The organism is Pseudomonas sp. F-14 TE3623 (assembly GCF_053629015.1).
In genome coordinates, this window is the sequence record NZ_JBRJHM010000001.1 from 4,476,074 (window position 1) to 4,496,588 (window position 20,515).

The window sequence follows — 20,515 nt, forward strand, 5'->3', positions numbered from 1 at the left end:
CACGCCTCCAATCGGGTGGAGGTTTGCGCCGTAAAAAACGGAAGTGGGATGGCATAGGGCATGAGAAGAGGACCTCATTATTTTGTTATTCTTGTGACGCTCAATGAGCGCAGCATATTGTTATCATGACTAACTATTATGATCAACGTCAGACGTGGAGCGTCATCCCGACAAGTCGGCCATCACAGAAAACAAAACTCAATTAATATCGTTTAAAATCAATACACTGCAAAAAAAACAGAATCACTATCACTTCTAAGCATGCAAAATCTGCATCTCTTCCCCGCCTAAAAGTGTTCGATTATCGTAAAGTTATATTTAGTAATCGATTGGCGAGTTCAGGACCACTCAACGCTGAAAAAGCGTGCAGTCGCGCACCATCGGCCCAAACCGTCTATCTCATCGACAGCCTTAAGCGCGACAGTGGCGCGAGGGATAGCCGACACTGCTGCGCGGTGCCAGGCTAGAAGCAATGGGACTGATCAGTACCCTCCGAGGATGCGATTACTGCTGGTCTAACCCACAGAGGATGCTGACGGTAGGGTCATGGCCGGGCTTGAGTAACTTGGCAGTGTCCTGACCGGGCATAAGGATTTTGCAACGAAACCGGGATATGGAAGGGAGACGCTCACTCCTCTGCCAATGTGTGCCGAGCGGCCTCAACTATCAGGGAGCGGAACCACCTATGTGCAACATCGTTATTGTGGATCGGGTGCCATGTCAATGCCATGGGAAGTTGATGTGATAGCTGGGACGGCGGTGTCTGGCATCGCATTCCCATGAGGCTGCTGTGTGCGGCTGCAAAGCTGCGAGGAGCAAGGCCGACCACATTGGTACCGGCTATCAGGCGCATCAGATCGGCAAAGCCGTCCGTGCGCGCTGCGACCGACAGCGGGCGCCCCTCTTGCTCCAGCATCCGAGCCGGCGACCAGTACATTGGAGGATAGTCGAAGCATAGGACCCAAGGGCGGCGAAGCAATTCGTCTACATCGTCCGGATGATCTACCCCCTCAATACTGTCGGACACCAGGGACCACTCGTCCTCGTATAGCCCATGGCTGGGCAAGGTATTGGAAACGATATGAGACGGGAGTATTGCCGCATCCACGTTGCGCATTTCATCAGTCAGGGACCAGTGGACACTCGGATGTGGTGGCTTCAGTCGAAGAATAACGCCGGGGGCGCGCACCCTGACCAACTGCAATAAGCGTGGCGCCAACAATGCAGACTCGGCATCACCAAGCATAACGGTGAACTCGCGTTCAAGGAGCGCAGGTTGAAAGACGTTTGATGCCGTGGTCAGTTTATTAATGTCCGCTATAAGCACAGAAACGCGCTCTCGAAGGCCATAAGCCAGCGGGGTGAGTTGCATCCTGTGCCCAACTGCACGGATTAGGAGCGGGTCGTCAAAATGTGCTCGCAGTCTTCGCAGCGCAGCACTGCATGCCGGCTGGGAAAGTCCAATGCGCTGCGCAGCACGGGTTACGCTGATTTCCTGTAACAAGGCGTTAAGCGTTATCAGCAGATTGAGATCAAGCTTCATATGACAGCCTTCATAATACCGGGAAGATACATTTGTCTGATGAATGTACGATATAATCACATGCGAATTGTTGTATGGCTAGGGGACAGATAGATTGGGTCACAACCTAACCAACAACGGAGAGCAAAGATGTTTGAAGACGTGGAATTTTCTGTACCTGGTGCAATTCTACGGGGTCGCCTTTACTTACCTGACGATGTAGAAGGCCCTCACCCCGTAGTGATCGCCCATTCAGGAATTGGCAGCGTGGCTGAAGGAACCCGGGCGCTAGCCCCAATATTTACAGCCATGGGGTTGGGTGTCCTATTTTACGATCACCGTGGCTTTGGTCTTAGTGATGGAGAAACACGTCAGTTGGTGGACCCATGGCAGTTCGGCCGCGACCTTCGCCATGTCATTACTCATCTATCGCTTCGCACAGACATCGACGAATCTCGCATCGCACTATGGGGCGTTAGCCTGGGGGGTTTGGTTTCATTGTTCGCGGCCAGCACGGATCGGCGCATCAGTGCGATCTGCTCCATCGTGCCTCCGGTCAGTGGCTGGTCGGCGCGCAAGCTATTTCCACCAGAACAGTTGCGCCATGTTGATGACGCGATTTATGCCGACCGTGCCGCACAGCTACAGGGGATGCCACCTAAAATGCTGATCACCTCGGGAGAGCGCACACCGGGAGGGCCGCCGGTCATGTTCACCGACCAGGCCGGGATCGATTTCGTCGGTCGTCATTACAATCACATTCCAAGCTTTCGTAACGAACTGGCGATCGGATCTCTCGACCATCTCTTCGAGATCGAGGCACCAGCCTATGCGGAGCGGCTGAACACGCCACTGTTGCTAGTACTGGCTTCGGACGATACCGTCGCGCCGGCTTCTGATGCCCGTGAAATGTTCGAACGTGTCGCCTCTCGCGACAAGGAACTGATTGAGTATCCCGGCCAGCACTATGGAATCCTGGTTGACGGCTATGAGGCGATTGTGAAACGCACGGCAGGCTGGCTTTGCTCACGACTGGGCCTGGCGTGACCGGAAAAGGTCGCAAGATGCTCAGAGCCGCTTACCGTGACTGTTTGTCTTGGGCTTACATATTGCGGACGACCCGACGGTTCGCTGTCTGAAACCAAAAGCCTTGAATAAACAGACCGGCTTACGTGCCGATGCTCGCGACATCAACGCTCACAATCGCGCGCTCCATGGCGCTTGGTTTTGTGAAACGGTGCCGGGCAGTGTCGGCATGTTTTGCCTATAACTCCCGCTTTATACCAGAGGCAATGCAGCGTATTGCTCGTGCTTTTAATACTGGCAACGCCGTAGAGGGTGTCTATGAACGGGCCCGCGACAATCGCGTATAGATGTCGCTGCGTGAGTTGGGTATGGCTCAAACATATTTCGATCGGGTAACTGAAATAACCTGCTCTAACTTTTTCTGGAGTCCACGACCCATCCACTTCTGTGCCAAAAAAAGCCGCTATAGAGCGCATTCGAGAGACACCAAAAACGCAACAAAGATTCTTTAACGTCACGAACTTAGCAAGCGCTGAGTACCCAGAGTGGTGTCTGGTTCTATTATTATAAGAAGGAGACATTAAATGTTACCCAACCAAGATCAAGAACCCATTGAGCGGACTGAATTTTTTGATGTAGCCATTATCGGCTATGGTCCCACAGGACTTGTCGCCGCTTCGATGCTCGGTCGAGCAGGCTACAAGGTCTTGGTCATCGAACGATGGCCGGCCCCCTATGGCCTTCCGAGGCTGAGCCATATCGATGGCGAGACCGCTCGTATCATCCAGGCCAGCGGCAATGTTGAGGATGCACTTCGAGATGCTTGCGCGGTGCAGGATTACCACTATCGAGATGCTCATGGCGACCTTTTGACCGAGTTGGATTGGACAGGAGAGGCTTGTGGATTTCCTGCCCATATCTCAATTTATCAACCTGATATTGAAGAAGCCATTAACCAGCAGGTCATGACCTTCCCTAGAGTCAAAATTCTTCGCGGGTGGGAAGCTCAGGCGCTAAAGCAAACTAAAGACGAGGTAACTGTTTCTGCTCGCAGCGTAAGTCGCGACCAAGACTCCGAGTGGACCGGTATTTCTCGTAAGTTCTCAGTTAAGTTTTTGATTGGTGCCGATGGTGCCAATAGCTATGTACGACGGGCGCTGGCGATTGAGCGTACTGATTTTGGTCACAATGAGCGTTGGCTCAATTTGGATTCTGAAAATAAACATGATCTGGGTGGCAGGTTTTCACACTCCACAATTTTTTGCGACCCTGCCCGCGCGCACATGTACATGCCGATAGGCAGCAAACGAACCCGCTTCGAGCTGCGTGTTCTGCCGGGTGAAGACACAGCGTATTGGGAAAAGGAAGCCACGGGTTGGCAATGGCTCGAGGAACAGCATGGTCTCGGTCCAGATGATCTGCACCTGCTGCGTCATGTTGTCTACACCTTCGAAACGCGAATCGCGAACCAATGGCGCGTCGACCGCGTGCTGTTGGCCGGTGATGCAGCCCATACGATGATGCCATACATGGGGCAAGGCGCATGCTCTGGTATGCGCGACGGTATCAATCTGGCATGGAAGCTCGATCTGGTTCTCAGCGGCCGTTGTACCCCCCCCCTCCTGGACTCGTATGAACAGGAGCGTAGGCCGCATGTCATGAAAATCATGGAAATGGCGCTCTTTCTTGGCCAACTGGCCAATGAGGACGATCCCGAGAAAGTGGCGCAGCGTGACCATGCCTTTCTAACTGGCAAGGTCCCGCCGATGCCACCGTTTCCCAAGCTTGAAGATGGCGTTTTATACCGCGAGTCAGACGGCACACTGCTTCCGTCAACGGGTGCTCCTGCACCACAAGGGCGTGTTTGGCGAGGGAATGCAGAGAAACGCCTTGATGATGTTGTTGGCCAGGGCTTCCATCTGGTGGCTCTCCAGGACCCCACGGATGTCCTGAATGATGAACTGATGGACTTCCTGAACCAGCTTGGTTGCCGACAGATCATCCTCACGGAAGATCCAAATGTGTCGGGGGTTGTTTCCGAGCTGGATGACAAGCTAAGCACCTATATGTCTACTCATGGCATGCAAGCGTACATAAGTCGTCCGGATTTTCTGGTATTCGGTTCAGTCGACTCCATGGAGCGACTACCCGATCTTATCCAGGACCTACGGGAACAATTGCACTGGCAAGAACCGGCTACTTCCATGAACGCTGCAAAGTCACAAGCGTCTTTGAGCGGAGGATCAGCGCAATGACCACAACAGAATCCTCGGCAATCCTTGCTCTTCAGCGGGCGATGCCGATCACTCGTTTGCTGGACTGCGGCATGGATTATGCCGATGCGCAGGAACTGTTCAAGGAAACGAGCGCCGGATGCGAATGGGACAAAAAAGCTGAATTGCTTGCTAACAGACAATTTGAGCGCGCTGGCCGCGCGATGACTAGAGGACACCTTACGACGGCGAGAGAAGCCCAGGCAGCAGGGATCGCCAGCTTGGTCTTTGCTCAAATGGCGTTGAATTTTGACGACCCACGCAAGCGTTTCCTTTATGGCCGGCTTGCAGAAGAGACTCACTGGCTCGCAGATTATTCTGCAGCTCAAATGATGCGGATTGAGGTGCCTTTCGAAAACGCCCATGCAGTCGGTTGGCTGATACGTCCACCGGACCAGGTGCGTGGCACCGTCTTGGTATTTGGGGGCCAGAGCGGCTGGGGGATGGCATACTTTCCTATCGCTCAAGCCCTTGCTCGTCGAGGGCTCGCGACACTCTTGGCTGAAGGTCCTGGCCAAGGAGAAACGCGATTGAATAAAGGCATATACGTCAACGGTGACATCACAGCCGCTTACCAAAGCTTCATCACCCATATTGCAGACGATCATTCATTAGGTGCCGTGGGCATTTGGGGCAATAGCATTGGTGGGTTATGGGCCGCTAAAACGGCAGCTGCCGATGATCGAATTCGAGCGTGTTGCGTAAATGGTGCTTTTGCTTCTCCAAAATTGCTGCCTTACCGAATGTTTACGGAGCAGGCAGCAGCAATGCTTGGGAACGAGGATCCAAACGCTATACAGACGAACTTCGATCGTATGAGCTTTCACTCAGGACGCGACAGGATTGCTTGCCCTCTCCTTGTTCTGCACGGGGGCGCCGACCCCCTTGTACAACTCGAAGATCAGCAACCGTTCATGGACGCCGCCGACAAGGAAAACGTTACGCTGAAAACCTGGCCGGACGGCGAACATACGATTTATAACCACGCGACGGAGCGAACTGCATTCGTGGCGGACTGGTTCGCAGACAAACTGTATCCGGGCGGCAAAGTCATCTAACCCGCTCTACAAAGCCAAAACATGGCGTGCACTTACATCAAGTGAACGCCATCGCCTTATGCGAGGGTGTCAGGAAAAGCCATGCCGCCGGTGACATTGAGGTATCCCAATTCTCCGAGCGTTTTGAAGGCAGCATAACGCCTTAATGTCTTAAAGAGCTGCACCGCCTGGTGCAGCTACCTGGAGTACGCGCGGCAAGCAGCAAGACACTGCGCGGCCCAATCGACTGGCGTTTGGGCGGCTTGACGCTGCAAATTGACAACCTCGATGCTGATCGGCAAGTCGACCGGAAGCGCAGCAACAAGACCTTCGAGATCGATGCTACCTTCTCCCGGAAGCAATCGCTCGCTGCGAGCTGTTTGTATCAACTGTTGATTCGTAAAGTTCATACCGGCAGGTGCGTCGCACATCTGCGCGTAATGCAGCCACTCGCGGGGTATGCATTGAATGTCTTGCACAGACGTACTCGAGCGGCCGAAGTGCAGTGCATCTACCAGAATCCCTGCGTTCTGTGGTGCGCCGGCATTGCGCAGAATCCTCTTTGCAGTGGCGACGTCAGGCACCGCTGTCCATGGCATGAACTCCAGATTAGCTGTTAAGCCAAATGGCTGCATCACTTCACACAGCTGCGCATAGTTATCAGTGAGACGGGTTTCGTCAAGATCATCCCCTGCTACCAGCACGGCGCGTGCATTCAACGGTGCAGCGGCCTCCAAGCAAGGCACCCAAGCCTTGGCGTCAAAATGATCTGCGATCCTGATAATTTCCAGATCAAAGATACGGACGCCGGTTTCCCTGATTGCGTCCAGGGTGGCACGCATTGCCAATGGGTTGTCGAGCAAATCTTGTGCTGCAGCGCCAGGAGCGACCGGCCAGGGCCGCAGGCCGACCCAGTCATATCCTGCTTGCGCGGCCACGCGTATGGCTTCTGCAGGCGTGCAGCCATGAACGGTCAGGTATGCCAAGGAGTATTCCCGCATGATATTTTCCTCAAGTGAGTTCGTCGTACTGTCGGCCCCGAAAATAAAGCTGAGCCCGTGGCCGCCATTTACCTCTGATTACTTGCAACTTGATCGAGTAAATCTTCGAAACGATCAAGAACATGTACACGCCCGGCCAAATCGGCCGATATCGAATGGGCTGATCGCACCGTATAGACCCGCATCCCGGCTGCAAGCCCTGCGCGCATGCCGGGCGAACTGTCTTCCACCACCGCGCATTCATGCGGCAAGACATTCAAGCTTGCCGCTGCAAACAGGAACAGGCCCGGGTCCGGCTTGTAAAAACCAACATCCGGAGCACTGTAAATGCGACCTTCAAAATAGGGCAGCATGCCAGTGATGCCTAGCGTGAGTTCTGCCCGAGAACGCGGTCCGTTAGTAGCGACGCATGCCGGTAACTGCAGTCTCTCTACGACCTGTCGAGCTCCAGGCATCGGCTTTAGGTGTGCGCGAAATGCATGCGCCATTCGCTCCCGTACGATTGCTTCAAACTCTGCTGGAAGTGGGCACTTGATACGTTCGTCGACAAATGAAATGCAGACGCTCATCGCTTCACCGCGCATCATTCCAAGCTCAAGCGCTGCATCGTGCGCAAGCCCAAGGCTCAACGCGGACTGCACCAAGACTCCAAGCGCGAGCTCCTCGCTTTCCACTAGCGTACCGTCGCAGTCGAAGATGACCGCTTTCACATTTGTTTTCATGATGCTCGATACTCAGTCATCGGTTTGCGCCTGTGGACATTGCAAGCGCGGTTGGAGCGCATTTCCAAAGTCCCGCAACATGCGATGCCGCAGGACTTCAATACGTAGCGCGTCCGCCTGTCAAATCGAAGGTAAAACCGGTCGTGAAGCTGCATCCTGGGCTCGCAATCCACGCGACCATTGCCGCGACTTCATCAATGGTGACAAATCGACCCATTGGGATCTTTGCTTTAATCATATTGATGAACTCCGGCGTCACCTGCTTAAGAAGGTCGGTTTCAGCCATCGTCGGCGCTATGCAGTTGGCCAGCACACCTGATTGAGCCAGTTCCTTCGCAATCGACTTGGTGAAAGCGATAACGCCTCCCTTGGCCGCCGCATACGCGCTGTTGTTTGGGTTGCCTTCCTTTCCAGCGATGGAGGCGATATTGATAATCCTCCCATATCCATTCGCCATCATCTGTGGGATCGCTGCACGGCAGCAGTTGAAGACCCCCGTCAGGTTAATATCTAGAACACGCTGCCACTGATCGTGTGGGTACTCCCATGAAGGCAGGATGGGACCGTTGATGCCAGCATTGTTGACGAGTACGTCCACTCGCCCGGCAATGGCTAACGCCTCCTCGAAGGCTTTCGTAACGCAATCACTGTCAGTCACGTCGACGCGCTGCAGGAGAAGTGGTTCAAAGTCGGGATTTCTCTCGACGAACCCCTCGAAGTCGACGTCCCAGAGAATGACTCGATATCCGTCGGCGACTAGTCGCTTGGAAATTCCGAGCCCGAGACCTCGTGCGGCCCCGGTAATGATGGCAGTGGGTATCTGAAGTGAGGTGGTCATAGGCTGATCCTTATACTGACTATAGGTGGCGAAGCTCTAGCCTTTGGCGCGAGTCGCGGGTGAATGGATTGGCTGTGCAATCGCTGCTTCATCGTCCTGGTCATCCACGATGCCTGCGGCATGTCGCCCTGCGACGTAACCGAACGTCATAGCGGGACCAAGATTGATGCCGCCCGATGGATAGAAGCCTCCCATGACGCTAGCCATATCTGCTCCTATCGCATAAAGCCCTGTGATCGGCTTGTCGTCACGATCAAGGACTTGGGCGTGTTCATTAGTTTTCAATCCCGCAAAGGTTGCAAAACTTCCCAATTGCACCTTAACGGCATAGAACGGGGCTTCTTCGATGGGGGCAACGCATGGGTTCGGTCGATGCGCCGGGTCGCCCTGCTTGATGTTGTACGGAGTACTGCCTCGGCCGAATTCAGGATCCTCTCCTCTTCGGGCATTTACGTTATAGGTTTGAACAGTCTGTACCAAACACTGCGCATCAATTCCGCATTGCACGGCTAGTTCTTCGATCGAAGCCGCTCGCTTCAGATAGCCACTGCGCACGTACGACCCGAGCGGAAGCGGAAATGGCTTCGCGAAGCCGAGCCCATACGAGCGCTGAAAACGGTGATCGCAAATCAGCCAGGAGGTGACTTCCTGCCCCGCAGGCACGCTCTCCAGCATCGCCGTGGCATAATCGTAATATCCCCCAGCTTCGTTCACAAATCGTCGGCCATTGGCCAAGACGCCAATGACCCCCGGTTTGCCGCGATCAATAATATGCGGGAAATGCCCAACGCTACCGTCCGCATGCATGATCTTGGAGACAGGCGCCCATGCCAAGGGCGAGGCGAGATCTCCAACGATGCGCCCCCCCACCGACTCAGCAAGGGTGGCGCCATCGCCGCTGCACGCCTCAGGCGGCAGGGCCAAATGCTCTTGCTCTGCCCATGCTGAAGAAAGCAACGCTCTGCGACGCTTAACATCATTTGGAAACCCTCCGCTCGCGAGGACGACTCCCTTTCGAGTCCGGATTTCCAGTGGTCCTTGTGGCGTCTCCACCACTGCACCGCAAACCACCCCGTGCTCACTGATCAGACTCTTGGCAGGGGCGGACTCAATCAGCAACACCCCAAGTTTTTCAGCGGACTTCGCCAGCCGACCAATCAGCGCGACCCCGTTGACCAGCTGCATTGCACGGCCGTGCAATGCAAGGTCGAGCAAGTGCCGGGCCACCCGTCTGCACACATGAAGTGCAGACCTGATTGACCGAGTGACTGTAAGAAAGGCCGTGAGGTCGGCTCCGGCCATGATTGGCATGCCAATGAACGAGGTCTCCCGCATCGTCACGCGCAGTCGCTTAATAAGCCCGCCGATGCGCCTGCCATCGTAGGGTGCGGCAATTATCTGATGTCCCTGTGTCGCAGCTCCTGGCAGATGAGCATGCATATCAGGAATCCCGTTGCCATCTGTGAACTTGAGCTCGGTGTGCGTTTCAAAAAACTCCACCATGCGCGGACCATTGATCAGGAATGCATCAACGCGCACCGGATCATAACGGTCGCCCATTTCGTGTTTCAGATAAGCTCTCGGTTGCTCTGGATTCTCGTGAATTCCTGCGCGCTTGGCGAGGGGATTGCCCGGCACCCACATCCACCCGCCTGACCAAGCACTCGCTCCGCCAAACACAGGGTCTTTCTCCACCACGGCAACACTCAAACCATGCCACGCAGCCGTGACTGCGGCTGCCAGACCTGAAGCGCCAGACCCAACAACAAGCAAGTCAAACTCCTGAACACGCGCATCGCCAACTGTCACTCCCCCCGAGGCAGTATCACGACCTCGCGTCAGCGATGCCTTATCTCTTTGATTGGAAAGCTCTCGTCCTTCGTTTCTTACCGACTTGTTGTTCATCTCGCCTGCACAGCCCACGCTCGAGTGTACGTCGAGAGGTCTCATTGACCTTCGGATCATGGATAATCCCTCTGTTTCAAATGCAATAGCGTTCGTTCATGGCCCATAGTTCTCTGGGTACATTCGCGCCGTGTTGCGAAGCGAACGTTGCGAGCACCAGCAACTACTTAGCCGCGTCGCATCTGACGCTCGGTCATGAAGCCCTCACGCAGTCGACGATACTCATGCTCGCAAAGAGGCTGAGCATCCTTTTCCCCCAGGTCGTTCATGGCGACACGATAGGTTTCGCGGGTACTCCAGGCGGCGACTGCAGAAATCGCTGTAATGCCCAAGGTCAATGCGCCCACTGTCAACCAGATGTGCGAGGCTGCGGGAGGAGCGATTGTCGCAAACACAGCTGGCAGCAATGCTGAAATTGCAGTCCCCACGTTCTGGGAAATCGCCATTGCCGATACGCGTGTACGGGTAGGAAAGAGCTCTGGATAGAAGCTGCAGAAGACGGCGTTATAGCCCTGAAACAAGACACCAAACATCAAGAGGGACATCAGGATAGCAAGCACTTCGTTGTGGATGCTGATCGCATACAGATAGCCAAAGGAGGAGAGTCCCGAAAGCAGCGCGCCGACAATAATCGGTGGTCTGCGGCCGATCTTGTCAGACAGCTTGCCCACCAACGGGATGACCAGTACCGCCAAAATATTGCCAAGCACAGGAATCCACAAAAAGATCTCCTTGTCGAAGCCAATTCCGTAGGCAGGCTGGACTGCATAGGCGGCACCGAAGACGACAGTCACTACCGAGATCACGTTCATCAGTGCCATGCACACGACACGCAGCATGTCAGCCTTGTGATGCCTGAATGCTTCCAGGATTGGCGAATGTGGTTTCTCATCCCCTTCCTGGATAAAAGCGGGAGTTTCGTCGAGTTCACGGCGAATGATCCAACCCACAATCAGGACAATGAAGCTTAAAAGGAAAGGAATGCGCCAACCCCACTCATTGAAGTTGTCGGCAGACATGAAATGCGCCAGCGGCAAGAACACTGCCGCGGCCATGATCTGACCGGCCTGTACACCCTGGAGGGTAAAGCTGGCAAAGAAGCCGCGACGGCCAAAAGGCGCATGCTCCAGAATCATTGAGCTTGCACCGGAGATTTCTCCTGCAACGGCAAACCCTTGAATGAGCCGGCACGTTACCAGCAGCGCTGGAGCCAACACACCGACCTGATCGTAAGTCGGCAGCAGCCCCACCGCGAGCGTAGATAAGCCCATGAGAAACATACACAACACCAGAACCTGCTTACGCCCGCGAGTATCGCCGATGTGGCCGAGTACGAAGGCACCGACAGGCCGTGCGATATAGCCCACGCCGTAAGTCGCCAGCGAGGCAACAATGGCGATTGAAGAGTCACCTTTGGGAAAGAAAATCTGCGGAAACACTAGCGCCGCAGCAGTGGCGTAGATGAAGAAGTCGTAGTACTCAAGCGCCGAGCCTATCCAGCCGCTGATCGCGGCTTTTCTCGATTGATGCTGTCCTTTCGGTTCTCGCGCCTGGATGGAGATCGACATGGAAGATGTCTCCGATATTTTTGTTTTATGGGATTGGCACAATGCTCTGAAGCAGTGTTTAGAAATGTTGCGTCAAAACAGAACCTCAGTCAATAGTTGAATGCTATTCTATTTTACGAATTGGATATGAACGATTAAGCATCCAGGTACCGTGACCGGCACCGGACCTCCTATCGAGGTGTCTACGGGGGGAATGTGAACCCTGGAAATCATGCCAAATTCCGCGGGAGGATCCGCGGTACACTGGCCACGCAACGCATCTAATGTTGTAGGCTAACGCGTTATGTAAAACCTTAAGGACTTCTCAATGAGTGGTGTACTCAATCGAACGCTGGGCATTCTCGAACTGCTCGCCCAGCATGGTGAAGGGCTGGAACTGGCCGCCATTGCTGACACGCTCAATATGCCTCGCAGCGCTGCACACCGCCTATTGGCAGAACTAATCCGTAATGGCTACGTGCGTCAGCCGAGAGAGTTGGGCGATTACATGCTCACTACCAAATTAACGGCGCTAGGCCTGTCTTTTCTTAGCCAAAGCGGCATCGTCGATATCTCCCAGCCGCTTTTGGATGAACTAGCAAACGTATCGGGTGAGTTGACACGTCTTGCAGTAATCGATGGAGATCGACTCACCTGGGTTGCACGCGCTCAAGGCGCACGCCAGGGTTTGCGCTATGACCCTGACATGGGCAGCGATGCGCGCTTGTCTTGCTCTGCCTCGGGGTTGGCTTGGTTAGCTGCACTCACCGATGACGAGGCAATCGCGCTAGTCTCACGCCAGGGGTTAGGTCGACTCGAGGACTATGGCCCGAACGCTCCACGCACCTTCAAGGAGATAATGGCACTGGTACACTCTTCGCGTGAACGAGGCTATAGCATCGCGATTGATACCTATACTCCGGGCCTGAGCGCCATGGGGGCGGTCGTTCAGCCCGTCGGTCGAGGGCCGATTGGTGTTATCAGCATCGCCGGCCCAACAGTGCGCTTCACTGAGGAGCGTATGCATGCTCTTGGAGACAAGCTGCTGGAGGCTACAGCCCTGATGGCGGCCGGTAGCGGCACTTCTCCCTTCTTTCGAAAGACTTCCTATGGGGGAATTCTGAAGAAGACTTCTTGAATCTTGTGAAATACATCGATCTATCACACGCCTTCCTGAGCCCAAAGCTTAGGACGAGTTGCTAAGCACCAATGAACGTCTTTGTCCAAAGCGCTTTAAAGGTAACCGCCCGGGCTACACACCTTCCTGACACTGTCGCTTGAGGCTATGGTGTCCACCTAAGTGGACACCATTATATCCACCCTGACTAAGACAGGATTTCTTCGGGGACCATGACGAAATCGAACTCTGCCTGCCATTCGGTATTAGCTTCAGCGCAGCGCCTGAAGTGCTGTACCAACGTATTTTTCACGCCGAAGACAGTGTCGGACTCCAGATAGGGATCATTAGCAACGAAAGTATGGGTGACGATACGCCGCAAACCTGGGGCAGTCACAAGAAAGTGCATATGCGCTGGCCGCCAAGGATGCCTTCCCAGCCTCGCGAGCATTTGCCCCACCGGCCCATCATCGGGAATGGGGTATGAGACTGGCTTGATACCGATGAAGCAGTAGCGTCCATCATCACCCGTGATGAAACGCCCCCGATTGTTCCATCGAGGCTGCAGATCCGGCTGTTGCACGTCATAGAAACCCTCTGGATTGTCCGACCAGACGTCAATTGTCGCCTGAGCAATTGGATTGCCATGAAGGTCCACGACTCGTCCCTGGAACAAGCAGCTCTCCCCTTTTCCATCCAGGGTTATAGTCTCGCCCATCCTGCGTATGGGCGCATTGGCAACGTGAAACGGCCCAAGCACCGTATTCTCAGTCGCTCCAGAGGGGCGTCGATGATTGATCGCATCCACCAACATTGACACTCCAAGGGTATCGCTCAGCAGAATAAATTCTTGCCGATGTTCAGAGCACATCTGACCGGTGCGAGTCAGGAAGTCGATAGCCTCCCCCCACTCTGCATCGGTTATTTCGACCTCTTTGATGAACGCGTGCAGATGCTCAACCAGCGAGGTCATAATTGTGCGCAAACGCACATCGGCACCATCGCCTATATGGGCATTTACCACTTGGGCCGAGGCCTCTTCGCTAAAATACTCCACGATCAAAGCCCCCCGCTGACAGGGCGATCACCGGACCAGGCGCGCTGTAATAAATCACGAATAGCCGCTGACTCCAACGGCCTTGGATTCCAGTAGGGATTGCGAAGCGCCAGTTCCATAGCACAATCCAGATCGGACTCTGATAAACCGAGGTCTCGAAGAGCCATTGGAGCATTTAGATCCTTGGCGAAGTCGTACAATCCTGCGCCCAGATCGCTTCCAAACACATCGCCGAGAGGTCGCAGCCATTCTGCGGCAGCGTCTTGGTTATAAGCAGCGGTGTGAGGCAACATCACGGCATGCGTCTGGGCGTGTGGCAGACCGAAACTGCCACCGAGGGTATGGCATAGCTTATGGTGCAGCGCCATGCCTACGCTGCCCAATACCGTCCCGCACAACCAAGCCCCGTATTGCGCCTCGCGCCTCGCTTCAAGGTTGTCTGGCTGGAGAATGATCTGTGGCAAAGCACGATGAAGGGCTCGGATACCGTCTATCGCCATCAGCGATGTGATCGGGTTACGGTTCTTTGCGTACAAGCCTTCGACGGCATGCGCCATCGCGTTCAGCGCGCTGGTAACGCTCATCGCTACCGGCAAACCCAGGGTAAGCTGAGCGTCATAAATCACCACTTCCGGAAGGATTTTATTGGATGAAAGAGTCGTTTTGATCCCTTCAGCGGTTTGCCCCAAAATCGGGGTGACCTCCGACCCCGCATAGGTGGTCGGAATGACCAGCTGCGGCGCATCATTGCGGTAGGCGATAGCCTTGCCGAGGCCGATCGTCGACCCTCCACCCAAGGCCACTACGCAATCAGCGCCAACACGCTGGTAATAGTCCAGCGCCTGCTCGGTCACCTCGACTGGTGTATGCATGGTAGCGTTGGCAAAAATACCTACGCACAGAGGGCCGAGCACTGTTTCCAGGCGTTCAACGTCCGCTCGCTGCTCTGGAGTTGAAAGCAGCAGTGCGCGACTACAGCCTAAAGCCTGAATCTCTTCTGCCAGAAGATGAGACTTGTCGATCCCGAATATCACGCGGGCAGAATTAGAGTGGTAGGTAAAGTCGTACATTAAACGGTCCTCGGTTCAGAAGTTGGCCGCAACAGGTCCAACACCGCACCCTTGGGCGACTGATGGAGGCCTAAACGTTGAGCTAGAAGTTCCAGTTGTTCTTGAAGTGCTTTTGGCGAGGCAGCACAGCCAGCGACATAAAAGTCCGGGCGGATCAGCAGGTAGCACGCACCCAATGACTCGAACCAGGCTGCATAGGTCCCGTCAACGTCCACGACCTCACTATTGCTACCCGGCGCCCCGATGTGCACCTGTCGCGCTTGGAGCGCCTCAAGCACTGGGAAGTGAACTAGATTGAGCGCATCCACCGGATTCATGCCCCAACAGAGCAGAAGCCAACCGCGCCCCACGATCTCGTCAAAACGGCCCTTTCGACCATTGCTCAGTACGATGCCTTGTACCGACAGCTCTCCGCAGTGCGGAGCGTGCGCACACCATGCCCCAGGGCCAAGTGCAACCTTGTCGGTTATAAGAGGAGTACGGCCACTGGCTTCAAGCTCGAGCTTCATCCGCTCATCTCGGATGGCCGCTTGCTGGTCGTCGGTAATGCAGATGATTCGGCCCAGCGCCATCGAAAACTCGAGGTAATGCTTGGCGTGTTCCCTGCGTTCGCAGGTATAGGAATCCAGGACAGTGTCTTGCATGATGCCGCGCAAAATTGCATCCAGCCTCCAACTAAGCGCCACAGCATCTCTTAAGCCGGCACACATACCCTCGCCGGCAAAGGGAGGCATCAAATGAGCCGCATCCCCCGCAATTACGCCACGTCCATTACGCCAATTATTCGCCAGCCGTGCCTGGAACCGATAAACAGCGCTTCTTTCGAGCGTGGCGTTTTCAGGCGTTACATCCCAAGGTTCCAATAAGCGCCAAGCGTTTACCGGATCCGCCAATTCGGTGCTTATTTCACCTGGCAGGGCCATGAACTCCCAACGCAACCGACCAGGACCGCCGGGCACGATCGTCGTAGGTCGCTGTGGATCGCACAACTGCCAATGCACCGGATCATGAATACGCGGTGTCTTCGGAATCATGTCGAGAATTAGCCAGTCATAGAAAAAGCCACGGTCCGTGCTGCTAAGACCGAGCTTGTCGCGCACAAAGCTGTTAGCTCCATCGGCGCCAACAACGTAGCGAGCTCGCAGATGTGTGGGCGCGACCTCATCATTTGTTTTACCGCTCAACCAGATGCCCGCGTCGTCCTGAGTCAGTTCGTTCGCTTCCCAACCTCGCAGCAAATGAATCTGCGGCATCGCGTGAACGATGTCGAGAAGTCGCCTTTCCAGAGCCGGCTGGTGGAACCAATAACGGACTCGCCAGCCAGAGGCGGACGTACTTTTCCAATCCACCAGCTGCAAGTCTTCGCCAGCAGCGTTTCGCCAGTAATACAGGTCGTCGTGATATTCGATCGCTGGATCGTTGTCTGAGTCAATTCCCAGAATGGCAAGGATTCGCGCGATCTCATGATCAAAGGTTACTGCGCGTGGCCGGTCATAAGGCTGAGGCCATCGCTCGACGAGATGCACCCGATGACCCTGTCGAGCGAGGAGAATGGCGAGAAGCGAGCCCACCGGGCCGGCGCCGACAATCGCCACATCGCAATCGTAGCGAAGGGGAGCAACGGTCATTGAATTTGGCGTCGCGGCATAGATCTCGATTGTCATTATTATTGATCTCCAACCATCAGCAGCGCTGCTGGCAAAAATTTGGGTGTTTGCAGGGTCCTGTCCCTTTTTCTGAAATCCGTAAAGACATTCGTGCTGCAGCCCTTAGCCAAAAGCAAACACCATGCCTAACCAAATAAGTCCTTACCTATCAAATGATTAGTAAGAAAATCTCTGGGCGTCGTTATATTTCATTGCCAGTGTTAAACGTATTTGTTAGATAGATCTTGTTTAATAACAAAAATGTGGAACCTCTGAATGCGCACTGAAACGCTCCCCGCCACTCTAATTCGTCAGCTTCGAATGGACCCGGAACGCGGCCATATCTGGATTGGCCAGCAACGCGCATTCCTGATGCAGCTCCCCGCCTTTGCGGCGTTCCGTCATGAGTTGATTGCTGAGATAGGCATAAGCCAAGCACGAAGATTGCTGGCCAGACTGGGTTATGCAGCCGGCTCCAGTGATGCCGGTTTAGCAAGAAACCTTCGAGGGGATGAGAGCGATGAGGCTTTTATGGCAGGGCCTTTATTACACGCAATGGAAGGAATCACTCGGGTAGAAACCATACGCATGGAGGTGAATGTCGAGTCGGGTCATCATTACGTCGAGCAGCTCTGGCACGACTCGATGGAAGCGAGCGCATTTCTGGCGCACTCCCCTCATGCAATGGAGCCTGTTTGCTGGATGCAGGTAGGTCACGCTTCTGGATTCAATAGCGCTTTCTTCGGCAGGGCCGTGTTATTTCGAGAGGTCGAATGTCGAGCAATGGGTCATCCGCATTGCAGGATTATCGGTAAGCCTATTGAAGAGTGGGGGGCCGATGCGGATCAGCTTAACGTGTTCGATACCTCTGACTATGTGAACGCATCGCTGCATGACGCTCATATGGACGATGCCTTGGCGCTGGCCGACCTGATTGGAGCCGACCCTTCTTTCCTGGCCACCTGCCGGCAAATAGAGAAGGTCGCCGAGCGCGACGTGACTATTTTGTTTCGCGGCGAAACAGGCGTAGGCAAAGAGCGTTTTGCCCGTCTCCTGCATCGCCTCAGCCATCGCTCGGCGGCTCCGTTCATCGCGGTCAATTGCGCGGCGCTGCCTGAAACGCTAATCGAGTCTGAACTCTTCGGCGTCGAGAAGGGTGCGTTCACTGGAGCGCTGCGCAGCCGCCCCGGTCGTTTCGAGCAGGCAGAAGGAGGCACGCTTTTTTTGGACGAAATAGGCACGCTTGCTCCGGTTGCCCAGGAGAAGCTGTTACGTGTGTTACAGGAACGCGAAGTTCAGCGATTGGGGGATGATGCGACGCGGAAAGTGGATTTCCGGCTGGTCGCCGCGACTAATGCGGATTTGGAAGCAGATGTCCGGGAGGGACGCTTTCGCGAGGATCTTTATTACCGGATCAACGTAGTACCTGTGCACATCCCCGCATTGCGTGAACGACGCAATGACATCCCTCTTCTGATCCGGCACTTCATCAAGCGCTTTTCAACTCAACATCGCAGGCAGATCAAAGGGCTCACTCAAGCCGCGGTCCGGGCCCTATTGGAGTACGACTATCCGGGAAATATCCGAGAACTTGAAAATCTCATCGAGCGAGGTGTTGTCCTGGCTGATGATAATGAGCCGATTGGCTTGAGCCAGCTATTTTTATCCCCGCCTCGCGATGCTCAGGCCATACGGCCGAAGCAAGAGGTGCTGGAGCATTGGCTGGATGAAAGGCCTTTAGAGTCCATTATTGACACCGCGGTTGAAAGAGCCCTGTCACGAGCAGAAGGAAACATCGCTCAGGCGGCTCGCCTTCTTGGTCTGACAAGACGGCAATTGGAGCACCGACTTAAGAAAGAGTCGATTAAAAGTCAGGCAGAGAACTCGGCCTAGAAACGCCCCAAGCGTATGACGCATTAGCTGAATGACACCCGTACAAGCAATTGCTCACTTGCCCGGGCGCCATATTATCGAGCGTCAAGCATTAGGAATAATAGGAATCAAGAGATGGGAATCGTACTCTGCACCGGTGTGGATGATGTGCGCACCCTTGTTGAGGGTGTCTTCGGGTGGAACCTGCGGAAACTCGGGACGGACCAACAGATTAACCCCGCAAATAATCAACTCGAGCGTTTCCCCTTGCTTCCAACGCATGGAGTATGGCCAGAAACCGATTTCAAGGGGCAGCACTTCGCCTGATTTGAGTTTTTCTGATTTGTCGTAATTCAAGTAGGGTTCCGACGCCGTGGACCTGGTCTCATCAATAGCCCGCAATGAGGCGCGCAGACGCCCGTTCGGACCGAGAAACGGACGGCCTGTTACAACTTCGGTCTGTTGTTCCTGGCCGTTGACATCCAGCTTCCTGATAAAAGCGAACACGTCCATATCATCATGCTCACGGGTTTCCACCCAAAGCTTGAGTTTCATGTAACCCGTCACTTCAGTATCTTGATCGAAGCGGATCTGGAACCTTGCGCCAGCTTTGGAATGACCGTCGTATGAAATTTCCCTCTTGCTTGCTTGTGGCTCTTTGGAAAGTACGTTTCCATCCGAAGCGATGTGGAGGAAGAAGGGGGTCAGGACCTCTCGCTTCAACGGAAAATCAAGTTCCGCCCGTCCGACGGTATCCATGCCACCGGGGTTCAGGACTGTAAGACGCACACGAGGCGTGGCGCTCCACCCATTGTCGATACCCTTCAGATAGCAATCAAAGAAGCGGCGTAAGTCATCGACATTAGCGGGGCTATAGTAGTCTGGCCATTCAAACGTGTTGTGGACTCGCAGCCACTTCTCAGCTGAGGATATTTCTTTCCATCCGCGTAGCGTGCCAGCGGTATGGAGGATATTGGTCCAGGAAGCGACAATATACGCTGGAACAATGATGTCTTTAAGTTTCGCGGCTTTCGCATCCCAATATTCATTGTAAAGCGGATGCGCCAACGTCATGGCGATTAAATCCTCAGTGCGGGTATGTCCATATATATGAGAAAAGATACCGCCGCTGAACTTGATTTCAGGAATCCCACCACGACAGGAAGTGTCTCTGTAAATGTCAGATGCTCCTTCCCAAGGCGCAATAGCCGCCAAATGAGGTGGACGCAGGGCCGCGACGAACCATTGTGACATCGCGAGCATTGAGTTGCCGCTCAGGCCCACCTTTGCGTTGCACCAGGGCTGAGTTCCCACCCACTCGATAACGTCATACTCATCAAGCGGCTCTTGAGGCCCCCACGTACGGATGTCCCCCTCGGACATGAATACTCCCCGGCTATCGGGAGCAACGACGGCGTAACCATGAGCAACCCAATAGGCCGGATTTGGCGCTTCAAATTTGTTCAGGCCATCTTCCCAATGGACAGGAACATCCATCCTTGTCGGATGCCCGAACACATCATTGGTCAGCCAGCTACCCCGTTTGCCGTAAGGACTCCACCCTACAATGGCTGGCACATTGACCGCGTCGACCGGACGATAGATATCTGTGCGGACAGTAACACCATCTCGCAGCCGGATAGGCACATCCTGCTCAACAAGTATGTCGCATGTAAGAGGCATCCCTCCTTCGCGATGAACTGACCCTTTGGGAAGGATGTAAGAGCCTTGATTAAACCCCGGGTATGACGATTCTTCAACCGGGGTAGACGGTCTAAACAGGACCTCAATATTGCCGACACGGATGGTAGTCATTCTGACTTCTCTTCTGGATGAACCTACAGCTGCATTATCTTGGCTGCGGATCAGGGGATGAACTTTA

15 protein-coding genes are annotated in these 20,515 nt (G+C 54.5%); 5 read left to right on the top strand and 10 right to left on the bottom strand.

Annotation, left to right across the window (positions count from 1 at the left end):
• Positions 1-628: 628 nt before the first annotated feature.
• Entirely contained in the window at positions 629-1,543 is a 915-nt protein-coding gene (locus AB7M29_RS20690) for a LysR family transcriptional regulator (RefSeq protein ID WP_454247747.1), read from the bottom strand.
• Between the two features lie 129 nt (positions 1,544-1,672).
• Here AB7M29_RS20690 and AB7M29_RS20695 point away from each other — a divergent pair, with 129 nt between their 5' ends.
• The 3 genes from AB7M29_RS20695 to AB7M29_RS20705 all read left to right on the top strand — a co-directional run bounded on the left by AB7M29_RS20695 (position 1,673) and on the right by AB7M29_RS20705 (position 5,879).
• Positions 1,673-2,569 carry an alpha/beta hydrolase gene (locus AB7M29_RS20695; RefSeq protein ID WP_454247748.1) on the top strand — a complete coding sequence of 299 codons (897 nt, stop codon included), beginning with the start codon at positions 1,673-1,675 and terminating at the stop codon, positions 2,567-2,569.
• 563 nt (positions 2,570-3,132) lie between these two features.
• On the top strand, positions 3,133-4,803 hold the full coding sequence (gene mhpA / locus AB7M29_RS20700; RefSeq protein ID WP_454247749.1) for a bifunctional 3-(3-hydroxy-phenyl)propionate/3-hydroxycinnamic acid hydroxylase MhpA: 1,671 nt from the start codon (positions 3,133-3,135) through the stop codon (positions 4,801-4,803).
• Positions 4,800-5,879: an alpha/beta hydrolase family protein gene (locus AB7M29_RS20705; protein WP_454247750.1), complete on the top strand. Its 1,080-nt coding sequence runs from the start codon at positions 4,800-4,802 to the stop codon at positions 5,877-5,879. The genes mhpA (AB7M29_RS20700) and AB7M29_RS20705 overlap by 4 nt, the downstream gene beginning before the upstream one ends.
• A gap of 176 nt (positions 5,880-6,055) precedes the next feature.
• Here AB7M29_RS20705 and AB7M29_RS20710 read toward each other — a convergent pair whose 3' ends face one another.
• The 5 genes from AB7M29_RS20710 to AB7M29_RS20730 all read right to left on the bottom strand — a co-directional run bounded on the left by AB7M29_RS20710 (position 6,056) and on the right by AB7M29_RS20730 (position 11,892).
• Positions 6,056-6,859 (bottom strand): sugar phosphate isomerase/epimerase family protein, encoded by an 804-nt coding sequence (locus AB7M29_RS20710; RefSeq protein ID WP_454247751.1) that lies wholly within the window; start codon positions 6,857-6,859, stop codon positions 6,056-6,058.
• Positions 6,860-6,927: 68 nt separating this feature from the next.
• Complete coding sequence (locus AB7M29_RS20715) at positions 6,928-7,581, bottom strand: HAD family hydrolase (RefSeq protein ID WP_454247752.1); 654 nt, start codon at positions 7,579-7,581, stop codon at positions 6,928-6,930.
• 97 nt (positions 7,582-7,678) lie between these two features.
• Complete coding sequence (locus AB7M29_RS20720; RefSeq protein WP_454247753.1) at positions 7,679-8,419, bottom strand: SDR family NAD(P)-dependent oxidoreductase; 741 nt, start codon at positions 8,417-8,419, stop codon at positions 7,679-7,681.
• A gap of 36 nt (positions 8,420-8,455) precedes the next feature.
• Positions 8,456-10,324 carry an FAD-dependent oxidoreductase gene (locus tag AB7M29_RS20725; RefSeq protein ID WP_454247754.1) on the bottom strand — a complete coding sequence of 623 codons (1,869 nt, stop codon included), beginning with the start codon at positions 10,322-10,324 and terminating at the stop codon, positions 8,456-8,458.
• Between the two features lie 167 nt (positions 10,325-10,491).
• The gene (locus AB7M29_RS20730) at positions 10,492-11,892 is read right to left on the bottom strand and encodes an MFS transporter (protein ID WP_454247755.1); all 1,401 of its coding nucleotides are present in this window, start codon (positions 11,890-11,892) and stop codon (positions 10,492-10,494) included.
• A gap of 307 nt (positions 11,893-12,199) precedes the next feature.
• Here AB7M29_RS20730 and AB7M29_RS20735 point away from each other — a divergent pair, with 307 nt between their 5' ends.
• Positions 12,200-13,009: an IclR family transcriptional regulator gene (locus tag AB7M29_RS20735; RefSeq protein ID WP_454247756.1), complete on the top strand. Its 810-nt coding sequence runs from the start codon at positions 12,200-12,202 to the stop codon at positions 13,007-13,009.
• Between the two features lie 187 nt (positions 13,010-13,196).
• On the opposite strand, the gene AB7M29_RS20740 is transcribed toward AB7M29_RS20735, so the two are convergent.
• The 3 genes from AB7M29_RS20740 to mhpA (AB7M29_RS20750) are packed head-to-tail and all read right to left on the bottom strand — an operon-like array spanning position 13,197 to position 16,779.
• Positions 13,197-14,045: a dioxygenase family protein gene (locus AB7M29_RS20740; RefSeq protein WP_454247757.1), complete on the bottom strand. Its 849-nt coding sequence runs from the start codon at positions 14,043-14,045 to the stop codon at positions 13,197-13,199.
• A 2-nt stretch (positions 14,046-14,047) separates the two neighbouring features.
• On the bottom strand, positions 14,048-15,115 hold the full coding sequence (locus AB7M29_RS20745; protein ID WP_454247758.1) for a maleylacetate reductase: 1,068 nt from the start codon (positions 15,113-15,115) through the stop codon (positions 14,048-14,050).
• A complete protein-coding gene (gene mhpA, locus AB7M29_RS20750) occupies positions 15,115-16,779 on the bottom strand; it encodes a bifunctional 3-(3-hydroxy-phenyl)propionate/3-hydroxycinnamic acid hydroxylase MhpA (RefSeq protein WP_454247759.1) in 1,665 nt (554 codons plus the stop codon). The genes AB7M29_RS20745 and mhpA (AB7M29_RS20750) overlap by 1 nt, the downstream gene beginning before the upstream one ends.
• Before the next feature lie 258 nt (positions 16,780-17,037).
• Here mhpA (AB7M29_RS20750) and AB7M29_RS20755 point away from each other — a divergent pair, with 258 nt between their 5' ends.
• A complete protein-coding gene (locus AB7M29_RS20755) occupies positions 17,038-18,654 on the top strand; it encodes a sigma 54-interacting transcriptional regulator (RefSeq protein WP_454247760.1) in 1,617 nt (538 codons plus the stop codon).
• 84 nt (positions 18,655-18,738) lie between these two features.
• Here AB7M29_RS20755 and AB7M29_RS20760 read toward each other — a convergent pair whose 3' ends face one another.
• Positions 18,739-20,448 carry a CocE/NonD family hydrolase gene (locus tag AB7M29_RS20760; RefSeq protein ID WP_454247761.1) on the bottom strand — a complete coding sequence of 570 codons (1,710 nt, stop codon included), beginning with the start codon at positions 20,446-20,448 and terminating at the stop codon, positions 18,739-18,741.
• Positions 20,449-20,515 lie beyond the last annotated feature (67 nt).